The following is an 11845-nucleotide window of genomic DNA, read 5'->3' on the forward strand; positions in this document are numbered from 1 at the left end:
ACTCGGCATTGTTCGCCCTACGCCGCCGGGCGTCAATCGTGGACGCATACCGCCCATACCGTCTCCATACCGAGTCTGCCCGACGGGCCCGGCGACGTCAGTCGGCGGCGCCGAAGCCGCACGTACTCTGCCAGGCGCCGAGGTCGCCGAGGTAGGTGCGCCACTCGTTGCCGGTGAGGTCGCGGCCGGCGATACGGCATGCGAACTCGAACTGGTGGTCAGGATCGAGATCCCACACCACGACGCCTTCGGGCATCGAGAGGGCCATCTCGAGGCCGTCCGGGCGGAGGACGCCCGGACCCCAGTTCCGGCTGTCCGTTTCGAACGGCACGCCGATTCGGATGCCGGTGCCGGTGTCGTACAGCAGCGCGCTCCCGTCGTCGGTCATCACGAGCAAGGTCTTGGCGTCGCGGCTCAGGGACGATGGCTCGAGGCTGCGGGCCGCGCCGGAGACGGTGCCGATCCGAGCGAGAGGATCGGTCGTGTACCGGCCCATTCGAGTGCCCTGCACACCGATGAGTTCGCCGTCGTCGAGCATGACGTGCGCGTTGAGCTCCGCCGGGTCGTCGGACACGAGCCGATGGTCTGACGCGTCGAAGATCGCCAGCCACGTCCCTTCTCGGCCGCTCATGGAGCCATCTTCGTTCTCCCGCGGCGAACCATCGCTCCAGTGCAGCGCCGAGATGCGGTCGCCATCGGGTGCGACCGAGATCCAGAAGGGGAGGCCTTCCGTGCCCCAGGAGCCACCGATTCCTTCAGCAGTCCGTGGATCGAACTCCCGGATCTTGCCGTCGTCTCGTATTGCGAAGAGCGTCCTGCCGTCTGCCGAGGGCCAGAGCGTCTGCACGCCCCAGATCGGCGATCCGACCGCTCGTCCTGTGCCAGTGTCCACGATGTCGAACATCGTGTCTTCGGCCGAGCGGGCGTACAGTCTTCCGTCCCGAGCCCAGCCGACATCGCTCACCGCCTCGTCGAATCGGTATCTCACCTCTTCGGTTTCGGTGTCCGTGGCGACCACGCCCTCCATGATCCGTCGTGTGAAGAATGGAGAGAACGCGGCTTCGATTCGCGGTTCCATCAAGGGTGCCGTCAGGACGAGCGAGCCCTCGTACGAATACGGTCCCGCCAGCATCCGGCCGCGGGCGATGAGCCGTCGGCCCAAGCCGATCCCGTCAGGCTCCCAGCGGGAGATGGTCGGCTGGCCGCCACCGATCACCGTGAGGAGAGCGCCATCGGCACGTACATCGATCGTGCCGACGGGGCCGTAGAACGGCCCGATCTCTTCGGCAGGTATCGGTGTCCCGTCCGCGAGATCGAAGACGCTGATTCTCCCGGACGCGCTCCCGCAGTACACCCGTTGCGTCGACTCCGCTACCGCAAGCCGATTGCAGTGACCCGGGTCGGAGCCCTCGACGTCCGTCGACCAACGCACCCGCTGGTGTCCGGGCTCCAACGCCACCAACCCGACGTCACCCGACCCGACCACGATTCCGGAGTCGGTCACATCCAGCGCGTCGTGCGAAGATCGGCCCGGCACGGCCACGCTGGCGGAAATCGCAGCCGTCTGGCTGTCGACGACGTCGATGCGGTCGTCAAAGCGTCCGACCAGGAGGCGGTCTCGTCCATCGAAGGCGAGGGCCGACGCGGAAGTGGAGTTCGCCGCCTGGTCGGTAGGAGAGTACGGAACGCTACTCGGCGTCTCTCCGGCGATGTCGCTGACCCGCCACTCGGAGGTCGAGATGAGCGTCACCGCGCCGTTGAAGACATCCGAGACTGCGATCATCGAGCCGTCGGTATTCACGGCGAGCGCACCCGATCCCACGTCTATCCGGGTCGGACCCCAAATACGCTCGGCGCGCCGGAGATCGAACACGACCAGTTCCGACCGCGTGGTTCGTCCAAACGCGCGGAGCCCCCCCGGCGTGTGAGCCGGCCAGAGCACCGCACCGATCCGGCCGTCGCCGCTCACCTCCACGAACGCCTCAGCAGTGTCGGGATCGGGATCGAAACCGAGCTCCAAGTCCTCGATCGTGCGTCCGGTCTGGGCGTCGCGAATCGAAGCGTCCCCGGCGGTCGTGACGACGAAGGCGTGCTCCGTCCCCGGAATGAGACGTCCGTAAGTGTTCCCACTCGAGGCGACGACGGTGGTACCGAGCAGGCCGCCTGCCGCCTGCAACACGCTCATGAGTCCCGAGCGCGTGCGCGGGTCGTCGGGCCAGCGGCGGTACGCCTCGGCGGCGAGGAGCGCGGAGACGTCGCGTTCCGAGGTGCGCAGCGAGAGCGAGGTGGCCACGAGCGCTTCGAGGGAGGCGCTGTCCCGTTGCGCGGTCGCCTCGCGCGACGAGACCACGGCGACCGACCCGGCGCCGACCAGCAGCACGATCAGGCCGGCCGCGACGCCGAGGAGCGTGCGCAGGCGGCGGTTCTGCCGGCGGTCGCGCCGCGCACGCTCCTCGAGTTGCTCGCGCTCGGCGGAGGCGCGGGCGGCCGACGCGTCGAGGAAGGCGCGTTCGACCTCCGTCAGGTCGCGGGGCGCGGCGTCCCGCCATTCGATCGCGGCTTGCAGACGTGCGCCCCGCAGGAGGTCGTCGTCGGGACGATCCGCAGCGTTCCAGGCCTCAGCGGCCGTCGCCACTGCGGTGAGGATGCGTGCGCCTTCCGCGTCCTCTTCCAGCCATGACTGGAGGCGCGGCCACGCCGTGGCGAGCGACTCGTGGGCCACCTCGACCGAGTCGGCCTCCGCGCTCACGAGCCGGGATCGGGCCAGCATGGAGAGCACGTGCTCGCGCGCGGCATCCGATCGGAGGGGCTTGACCGGCACCCTGCGGCGGACGGGGCTGCCGTCGGGTGCGAGCGCCACGAGCCGGAGGAGGACCCATCGGCACAGCTCGCGCTGCTCGGGGTCCATCGATTGGTAGAGCCGGTCGGCCGACTGCGCGATCGCGCCAGAGATGCCTCCGGATGCCTCATACCCCGCGACCGTCAGCGTCGCGCCCTCGCGGCGCAGCCAGGTCTCGACGAGGGCGTGCGACAGGTGGGGGAGCGCGCCCGCCTCGCCCGCGGCATCCCGCAACATGAGCTCCACCAGCCCGTGCTCGAGGCGCAGCCCGGCGCGCCGGGCCGGCTCCTCGATGGCCTGGCGCAGCGCGATAGGCGCCATCGGCCCGACGAGGTGGACGCCTTCGGCGACGAGCGGAGCGAGGTCGGGATGCCCGGCGCAGTCGTCGAGGAAGTCGGAACGCACGACGAGGATCACCGTCGTCCCTGTGACCGCCGCCTCCGAGATGGCGCGGGCGGCGGCATCGACGTCGGCCTCGCCCGCGTGGAAGACCTCCTCGAACTGGTCCACGACGACGACGTCCGCGTGGCGTCCGGACCACACGGCATCCCGGATCCGGACGTCGAGGTCGTGTTCGGGCGTGAGGATCACGACGCGGTCGCCGCGCCGCTGCAGCGCCGGGACCACGCCGGCGCGCACGAGCGAGGACTTGCCGCTGCCCGAGGCGCCGGATACCGCGAGGAAGCGTGAGCGGGAGAGTCTGGCGAGCGCCGCCGCGATGTCGGCGCCACGACCGAAGAAGTCGTCCTCGTCCTCGACGCCGAACGGTTGGAGCCCGCGGTACGGGCATGCCGTGCTCGGAGCAGCTGGCGCCTCGTCCAGCTCGAGGGCGTCGTCATGGCGCAGGATACCGAGCTCGAGCTCCGACAGCTCGGCGCCGGGCTCCGCGCCGAGCTCGTCGGCCAGTCGCTCGCGGGCGGCCCGGATGGCCGCGAGCGCGTCGGCCTGGCGCCCGCTCCGGTAGAGCGCGGTGGCGAGGAGCACCCAGCGGCGTTCGCGCAGCGGCGCCTCACGGACGAGGCGTTCGGCCTCGCCGACGGTCGCCGCATGCTCGCCGAGGCGCAGGTTCCCCTCGACCCGGATCTCCTCGAGCTCCATACGCACTTCGTCCAGGCGTTCCGCCTCGACGATCGCGGGCGGCCACGAGGCGAGGTCGGCGTACGGGATGCCGTGCCACAAGGCCCGTGCGCGGTCGGCCGCGTCGAGGGCGCGGTTCGGATCCTGGACGAGGTGCTCTCGTGCGGATGCGGCGAGCCGCTCGAAGCGCTCCGTGTCGACGGTGCCGGGATCGATGCGCAGCGTGTACGCGCCCGGTGAGGTCGCGATGGCGTCGCGCCCGAGCGCCGTGCGAAGCCGGCCCACGGCCGCCTGGAGTTGCTTCCGCCAGGTGCCGGGAAGGTCGTCGCCCCACAGAGCCTCGGCGAGTTCGTCGGTGGTGACCGGGCGGCCCGCACGGAGGACCAGCGCCGCGAGCACCGCACGTTCTCGTGGGCTGAGCGAGACCCCCTCAAGAGTGAGCGGGCCGAAGACCGCCACGCTCATGCTCCGCATTGTTCGCCCTTGCTCGGGCGGCGTCAACGTCGTCGCATACTCTGCATACCGACCGCATACCGCTGGAAGTCGGTCGCATACCCCGTCGCGGCAGCGTGGTCCGCATGAACACCACGACCAACCACATTCGCCTCGCCGCAGCTGCGACCGCCGTCGCACTCGCGGCCACCCTCGCCGGCTGTGCGACCGCGGAGTCCACGGCCGTCGCCGGCGGGAACGACGCCCAAGCCGCTGTCGCGGCGCCCATGGACCCGGCACGGCACCGCGCGCTCGTCCGAGCCTTCGCGGACCGCTACGTGCGCGAGCTCGAGGTTCGCGCCCGCCTCGCCGACAGGTCGCCGCACGAGGCCGCCGATCGCTACGTCCGCGAGCTCGAAGCCCGCGCGCGCCTGGCGAACCGGTCGCCGCACGAGGCCGCCGACCGCTATGTCCGCGAGCTCCTCGTTCGCGCCTGCATCGCGACGGAAACTGCAGACCTGGGGGCGTGCCTCACACGATGACCGATCAGCCCATTCCAGCGGGTCGGCGGCAGCCGGCCCGCTTCCGCGTCGGTGCCGGTGGGCGCCGCTCCCGCAACGGCGGGCCTGGCATACCGGGCTCATACCGTCGGGGGGCCGGCCCATACCGAGGCGGCGGATCGTCGAAGACATGAACACCACGACCACCCGTTCCGTCCGCCGATCGGCGACCGCCGTCCTGCTCGGATGCGCACTCGCGATCACGCCGATCACCGTCCATGCGGCCGAGACCGTCGCCCAGACCGACGGCGGAAGCGCCCGCCTCGTGCCGAGCGACAGCGACCCACGCGGTCACCACGTCGCCCGGGAGGCCGCGTCCGCGGACCGCGGGCTCACGTCATCCGCCAGCGCGAACCTGCGCCAGCAGATGGAAGCCGACCGGGGTTCGATCTCACGTGAGGCGCAGACGAACCTGCGCCAGTGGATGGAGGCCGACCGGGGTTCGATCTCACGTGAGGTGCAGCCGAACCTGCGCCAGCAGATGGAGGCCGACCGCGGGGCCACGTCGGAGGTCCAGCCGTACGACCGACGGAGAGTCGAGGACGACCGCTCGCCCGGGCCCGTGCCGCCGCCGCGCGTCATCCCGAACGACACCGAGCCGCGCGGGCCCGACCAGGCGCGCGCACCCGCGGTGGCGCCCGACGTGTACGTCCACCAGCGGATCCTCGGCTTGGGGTGAAGTCGCGGCTGCTGTGTCGGGGCACTGCGTCGGCGCTCACTCCCACCGTCATGTAGTCAGAAATGCCCCGGAAGGCCATACCAGCCCCATACCGTGCCGGGGTCGGCCCATAACCCTCGCACGGCAGCGTGAGTGACATGAACGCAACACGCATCACTCGCCGGACCGGTCCAGCCGTCGCGATCCTGTTGGGATCCGCCCTCGCCGTCGCATCGGTCCCCGTCGCCCATTCGAGCGAGCTCACCCAGCTCGCACCGACTGATCCCTTCGCATCGGGAGCGGTGTCGGACACCCTGCGTCAGGTGATCGAAGCGGATCGCACCAGCGTGGCCGTTCCGGCAGCGCCGGCGGTGCCGAACCTGCGCCAGGCGATCGAGGCGGATCGCGGCGCCGCGACCGTTCCGGCAGCCTCGGCCGTGCCGAACCTGCGCCAGGCGATCGAGGCGGATCGCGGCACCGCGCCCGTTCCGGCAGCCCCGGCGGTGCCGAACCTGCGCCAGGCGATCGAGGCCGATCGCGATACCGACGTTCGCGGGGGCGGCATCAACATCCGCCAGCTCATGGAGGCCGATCGGTGAGCCGAGCCGCACCGCCTCGTCCGATCGCGTCGATAGGGTGGGGCCATGGGCCGCGACTCCGACGACGAGGACGACGCACTTCGCTGGGAGGGCGATGACGACGCGTCGCTGTCGCCGGGGTGGAAGCGCGTCGGCACGCCGGTTCCGCTGGCCTCCACCACCGACGGCGGTGCGGTGGTGGGCGATGTCGAGAAGACGGATGCCGCGGCATCGGCTTCGACCGTCGATGACACCGACGAGGCGGGTGACGCCGACGACGCCGAGGGGGATCGCTCAGCTCAGCCCGGCTCGGCCGAACTCGTGCTGCTCGGGGTGTTCGGCGGCGTGTACCTCCTCTACACGCTCGGGTGGATCCTCAGCGTGCTGCGCGTCCAGAACACGGCCGCCGACCCGCTCTCGCAGGGCATGTTCGCGCTCGGCATGTGGCTCGCGGTGCTCGCGCCGGGGCTGTGGTTCGGAGTGACGTTCGCACTCACACGGCGCCGCCCGAGAGCACGCCTCGTGTGGCTGCTCGTCGGCGCGGTCGTACTCATCCCGATCGCGTTCGTGGCGGGGGTGACCGCATGACCGCCGAGGTCGAGGCGCCCCAGCGACGGGCTCCCTTCTGGCTCGAGCTCGCCCTCGCGATCGGGTTCGGGCTGTTCTTCGCCTACGACGCGTGGGAGGGGGTGGGCAACCTCATCGGCATGGCCGGGATCGCGTCGACACTCGAGACGTCGATCACGGGGCTCGGATGGGTCGTGCTCATCGCCGCCATCCTGATTCCCGTGATCCTGTTCGCGGTCGCCTTCCTGCTCGGGCGTCGCCGCACGGCGATCGTGCAGGCCGCGCTCTACCTGACCGGCCTCGCGGTGTCGGCGGTGCTCTACCTCGACATCCTGCTCCTGTTCGGGCTCGGCGCGCTGCTCGCCTGAGCTTCCGCTGGGTCAGTCGTCCCCGAACCCGCAGGTCGAACGGTACGCCCCGAGGTCGGCCAGGTAGGAGTTCCACTCCTCGCGGGTGAGGTCGCGGCCGGCCATGCGGCACGCGGCATCCGCATGGGTCTCCGGCCGCATGTCCCAGACGGCGACGCCGCCGGCGACGTTCACGGCGATCTCCTCGCCGTCGGATCGGAACATGCCCGACGCAGCGAACGGGTTCGTCACCGGGATCGGGTCGCCGAGCCGGAGCCCCGCGTCGAGATCGTAGATCGACACGGTGCCGTCGGGCGAGTACGCGCTGAGCATCCGCCCCTCGCCGTCGATGCTCACTGCCTCGATGCGCCCGGGCACGCCCGGGAGCACGTCGATCGGGTCGAACGAGGTGCTGTCGTGGCGGACGAGACGGTTGTCGTCCCACTTCGTGAGGATTTCGCCGGGCGACGAGAACGCGGTCCCCGCCGCGCGATGCAGACCCGTGCGCAGCGGCTCGCCGCTGTCTCCGTCGTACACGTGGCTCCAGTACTGGTCTTCCTCGCCATCCTCGCCCTCCTGCCACACGGTCACGAGCACCTCGCTTCCGTCGTCGGTCGTCGAGAGCGAGACGGGGTAACCGTCTGCGTCGAACGTCGGCTCCACCCGCTCGCCGGTCGCGGCGTCGATGGTCCAGATCTCGCCGCCCTCCCGGAACGCGAACATCCGCGCACCCGACGCGTCGGAGAACGTGCGGACGAGGTCGTCGGGAAGCGCCGTTGCTCCGACGACGGCGCCCGTGCGGACGTCGTAGAGACCGTCGTGGCCGGGTCCTTCGCCGCCGAACTCGCCGTAGAGCATGCCGCTTCCCGCCCACGACACGTTGTACGACGGGATCGGCATCCGCGTCACGATCTCTCCCGAGGCCGTGTCGAGCACGGCGTACTCGGTGTAGCCGGCGGCCGCCTCCGAGGCGGCGGGGCGCCGGGCGACGATGACGTGCGGATCGGTGCGTGAGTACGGGCCGATGACCGACCAGCCGGGGAGCAGGAGCCGGGCGGCGAGGCCCGATCCGTCGAGCATCCAGCGCGCGATGGTCGCGGCTCCGCGGCCGACGGCGACCAGCTCACGCCCTTCGGAGGTGATGGCGATCGGTCCGACGTACCCGAGCAGCGGTGACAGGACGAGGCCGGTGGGCGCGCCGGTGCGCAGGCTGCGCTCCTCGATGGTGCCCTCCAGCCCGCCGCAGTAGACGGTCTCCATTTCCGCCGAGGCGGTCACCCAGCGGCACAGCTCCCCGGATTCCGCGAACTCCTGTGACCACAAGAGCTGCCCGGTGGCGAGATCCACGAGCGCGACGCGGCGATCGCCGCTCGCCACGATCCGGGAGTCGGGCAGGACGGTCATCGAGACGTTGACCGCGCCGGCCGGCATCGCGATCTCGGCCTGCACGCTCGCCGACGACGCGTCGACCACGAGCAGCCGACCCTCGAGCGTCCCGTAGAGCAGACGCCCGTCGGGCGCGAACCGGACGACGCCGGCACGATCGGTGTCCATCTCGGGCTCGTGCGTCGGAACCCCGGAGACGATCCGCACGCCGCCGGTCGGCACGTCGATGAGGCGGAGCGTGCCCACGTCGTCGATCGCGGCGACGGTGCTGCCGTCGGGGCTGAGCGCGAGCGTGCTCACCAGGAAATCGAGGTCCATGGGCTCGAGCACTGCTGCGCCGGATGTCACATCGGCGACGCTGAGGCGCCCGCCCGACCGTTCGACGTAGTCCGTGAGGTCCTGCTCGACCATGGCGACGCGCGCCCCGTCCCAACTGATCGCCGGTCCGAGCCGGCTGTCCAGGAACGCACTGTCGCGAGGAACGTCCAGGGTGCGGAGCGTCTCGCCGGTGTCGATGTCGACGACCCGGAGGTCGGGCAGATTCGTCACGACGAGCGCGGTCCGGGTGCCGGGGACGACGACTCCCGCGATCTCTTCCACGCCGGCGAGGTGGATCGTGTCGAGCCGACCGGCGGAACCCGTCATCGTCCCGAGCAGCGCCGAACGGGACCGGGGATCGTCGGGCCAGCGGCGGTGCGCCTCCGCGGCGAGGAGGGCGGCGACATCCGGCTGCGTCTCGCGCAGCGACAGGGACGTGCTCGTGAGCGCTTCGATCCGTGCGGTCTCCCGCTGTCGCTCCGTCTCGACCGAGCCGGCGGCCACGAGCCCTCCGGCGGTGACGGCCACGGCGAACAGGGCGACCGCCGTGCCGAGGGCAACACGCAGACGCCGGTTCTGCACGCGGTCGTGCGCGGCGCGGCGCTCGAGGTCGGCCTCGGCGGCCTGCTGTCGGGCGTCGGATGCCTCGAGGAACGCCGACTCGGCCGGCGTGAGTTCCGGTGCCGCCGCGTCCCGCCAGGCGAGGGTGCTCGCCAGGCGCGCGCCGCGGTAGAGGTCCTCGTCGGGCCGCCCGTCGGCATCCCAGGTGTCGGCGGCGCTCGCGAGCGCGCGCATCGTGCGGAGACCCTCGGCGTCGTCCTCGAGCCAGCTCCGGAGCCGCGGCCACGCGGTGGCGAGCGACTCGTGGGCGACGACGAGCGAATCCTCCTCGGCGCTCACGAGCCGCGCACTCGCGAGGCTCGCGAGCACGCGCTCGTGAGCGGCATCCTGTCGCATCGGCCGGATCGGGATGCGTCGGCGCATCGGCGCACCGTCGGCACCGACCTCCACGAGGCGGAGGAACGTGGACCGGCACGTCGCGCGAGCCTCGGGATCGAGCGACAGGTAGAGGCGGTCGGCCGACTGGGCGATCGCCCCCGAGATGCCGCCGGAATCCTCGTACCCCGCCACCGTGAGGGTGGATCCCTCGCGCCGCGCCCAGGTCTCGACGAGAGCGTGCGACACGTGCGGGAGCACGCCGGGCGCGCCCGCGGCATCCCGGAGGATCAGCTCGACCAGGCCGGGCTCGAGGCGGAGCCCCGCCAGGGCTGCAGGTTGCTCGATGGCCTCGCGGAGGCCGTCGGGCGTCAACGGTCCGACCAGGTGCACGCCCGCCGCGAACAGCGGACCGATGCCGGGCTCGGCGGCGCACACGCTGAGGAAGTCGGCCCGGACCGCGACGATGACGCGTTGGCCGCCCGTCACCGCGGCGGCGATGAGGCCACCCACCTCCTCGACGTGGGCGTCGGACAAACCGGAGTGGAAGAGCTCCTCGAACTGGTCGATGACCACCACGCCGCCGGTGCCTTCGCCGAACGCCTCGCGGAGTCGCTGGAGCGGCGTCGCACCCGAGGTGAGCACGACGACGTGCTCGCCTCGCGCTCGGAGCGCGGGGATGATGCCGGCCAGCACGAGTGAGGACTTGCCGCTTCCCGACGCCCCCGAGATCGCGAGGAACGGCGAGGCGGCCAGGCGATCGAGTGCGGCGCGGATGTCGGCGTCGCGCCCGAAGAACTCGTCCGAGTCCTCGGTGCCGAACGGTTGGAGCCCGCGGTACGGGCACTCGGCGCTTCCCGCCGTTGGCGTCGCGGGAGCGTCGAGGGAGGGGTCCTGCCTGAGGATCGCGGACTCGAGCCCGCTGAGTTCTGCGCCCGGGGAGATGCCGAGCTCGTCGGCGAGCCGCTCCCGCGCGTGACGCAGGGCGGCGAGGGCGTCGGCCTGGCGGCCGCTCCGGTACAGCGCCGTCGCGAGGATCGCCCACCGGCGCTCCCTCAGCGGATCGTTCCGCACCAGGCGCTCAGCGTCGGCGACGACCGAGCGGTGCTCACCGCTCTCGAGCCGTGCCATCAGGAGGTCCTCCTCGGCGGAGACCCGGATCTCCTCGAGGCGCTCGGCCTCGGCGACGGCCGGCGGCCACGCCTCGAGATCCGCATAGGGCGTCCCGCTCCAGAGCGCGAGCGCGCGCTCGATCACGTCGACCGCGCGTGCGGGATCACCGGTCGCTCGGTGCGTCGCGGCATCCTCGAGCAGGCGCTCGAATCGCAGTGCGTCGATCGAGCCGGCATCGATGCGCAGCCGGTATCCCGTGCGGACCGTCGCGACGGCGGTCGCTCCCAGCGCTCTGCGCAGGCGTACGACGAGCGCCTGGAGCTGCTTGCGCCAGGTCGTCGGCAGGTCGTCGCCCCACAGCGCGTCGGCCAGTTCGGACGGTGCGACGACGTTCCCGGATCGAAGGACGAGGACGGCGAGCAGCATCCGCTCCTTGGGCCGGAGCCGACCGCCGTCGATCGTGAGGTCACCGAGTACTCGGATCTCCACATCCGCATTGTCGACGCGCCCGCGAGAGGCTGTCAACAAGCGCCCTTGCCGTTCATACCGGCGTCATACCGGTTCATCCGAGGCGCAATACCGGTGCGCGTGAACCTGCAGTCATGAACACCACGAAGAACACCCGGAACATCGCCATCATCGCCGCCCTTGCCGCCTCGCTCGCTGCCGGACTCGGCGGCTGCGCCGGCACGGGCGCCGACGTCGCCGAACAGCGACTCACCGTCGACACGTCGCACGAGCGCGAGCGGGCCCTGAACCGCGTCAAGGCTCACGCGCCGCGAATCGAGTATCAGGACCAGGCCGAACGCCGAATGGGATTCGCGCCGCCCGCGAGCGACCAGACCGCCTACGCCGATCAGATCGATCGGCGGCTCACCCTGACGGGCTGACCGTCGGATGCCGCGGCGGGGGGGGGGGGGGGGGTGGGGGGGGGGGGGGGAGGGGGGGGGGGGGGGGGGGGGGAGGGGTGGGGGGGGGGGGGGGGAGGAGGGGGGGGGGGGGGGTGGTGCGTGATTCCTTCGTCCTCCCCGCCT

Annotated in this window: 8 protein-coding genes; 6 read left to right on the plus strand and 2 right to left on the minus strand. The window is 71.6% G+C overall.

Translation table 11 applies throughout. The features are described from left to right. Positions 1–97: 97 nt before the first annotated feature. A complete protein-coding gene (locus ACZ4TW_RS14090; RefSeq protein ID WP_465543381.1) occupies positions 98–4381 on the minus strand; it encodes an nSTAND1 domain-containing NTPase in 4284 nt (1427 codons plus the stop codon). Positions 4382–4494: 113 nt separating this feature from the next. Here ACZ4TW_RS14090 and ACZ4TW_RS14095 point away from each other — a divergent pair, with 113 nt between their 5' ends. From ACZ4TW_RS14095 to ACZ4TW_RS14115, 5 genes are all read left to right on the plus strand, one after another. Then, positions 4495–4890, plus strand: coding sequence for a hypothetical protein (locus ACZ4TW_RS14095; RefSeq protein ID WP_465543384.1), 396 nt, complete (start codon positions 4495–4497; stop codon positions 4888–4890). Between the two features lie 148 nt (positions 4891–5038). Then, the gene (locus tag ACZ4TW_RS14100; protein WP_465543386.1) at positions 5039–5587 is read left to right on the plus strand and encodes a hypothetical protein; all 549 of its coding nucleotides are present in this window, start codon (positions 5039–5041) and stop codon (positions 5585–5587) included. 281 nt (positions 5588–5868) lie between these two features. Further along, a complete protein-coding gene (locus ACZ4TW_RS14105; protein ID WP_465543388.1) occupies positions 5869–6165 on the plus strand; it encodes a hypothetical protein in 297 nt (98 codons plus the stop codon). A gap of 45 nt (positions 6166–6210) precedes the next feature. Continuing rightward, positions 6211–6732, plus strand: a complete 522-nt coding sequence (locus tag ACZ4TW_RS14110; protein WP_465543390.1) for an Asp23/Gls24 family envelope stress response protein — start codon at positions 6211–6213, stop codon at positions 6730–6732. Then, complete coding sequence (locus ACZ4TW_RS14115) at positions 6729–7079, plus strand: hypothetical protein (protein WP_465543392.1); 351 nt, start codon at positions 6729–6731, stop codon at positions 7077–7079. Before ACZ4TW_RS14110 ends, ACZ4TW_RS14115 begins: the two co-directional genes overlap by 4 nt. Before the next feature lie 12 nt (positions 7080–7091). Here ACZ4TW_RS14115 and ACZ4TW_RS14120 read toward each other — a convergent pair whose 3' ends face one another. Continuing rightward, on the minus strand, positions 7092–11300 hold the full coding sequence (locus ACZ4TW_RS14120) for an nSTAND1 domain-containing NTPase (RefSeq protein ID WP_465543394.1): 4209 nt from the start codon (positions 11298–11300) through the stop codon (positions 7092–7094). A gap of 113 nt (positions 11301–11413) precedes the next feature. Between ACZ4TW_RS14120 and ACZ4TW_RS14125 the strand changes: the two genes are divergently transcribed. Next, positions 11414–11701 carry a hypothetical protein gene (locus tag ACZ4TW_RS14125; RefSeq protein WP_465543397.1) on the plus strand — a complete coding sequence of 96 codons (288 nt, stop codon included), beginning with the start codon at positions 11414–11416 and terminating at the stop codon, positions 11699–11701. Positions 11702–11845 lie beyond the last annotated feature (144 nt).

It is taken from the genome of Agromyces sp. NPDC029043 (genome assembly GCF_055564615.1).

Bases quoted from the DNA above. Each gene is read 5' to 3' on its own strand.
- ACZ4TW_RS14100 (WP_465543386.1), top strand. From the start codon at position 5,039: ATGAACACCACGACCACCCGTTCCGTCCGCCGATCGGCGACCGCCGTC.
- ACZ4TW_RS14110 (WP_465543390.1), top strand. From the start codon at position 6,211: ATGGGCCGCGACTCCGACGACGAGGACGACGCACTTCGCTGGGAGGGC.
- ACZ4TW_RS14090 (WP_465543381.1), bottom strand. From the start codon at position 4,381: ATGAGCGTGGCGGTCTTCGGCCCGCTCACTCTTGAGGGGGTCTCGCTC.
- ACZ4TW_RS14095 (WP_465543384.1), top strand. From the start codon at position 4,495: ATGAACACCACGACCAACCACATTCGCCTCGCCGCAGCTGCGACCGCC.
- ACZ4TW_RS14115 (WP_465543392.1), top strand. From the start codon at position 6,729: ATGACCGCCGAGGTCGAGGCGCCCCAGCGACGGGCTCCCTTCTGGCTC.
- ACZ4TW_RS14125 (WP_465543397.1), top strand. From the start codon at position 11,414: ATGAACACCACGAAGAACACCCGGAACATCGCCATCATCGCCGCCCTT.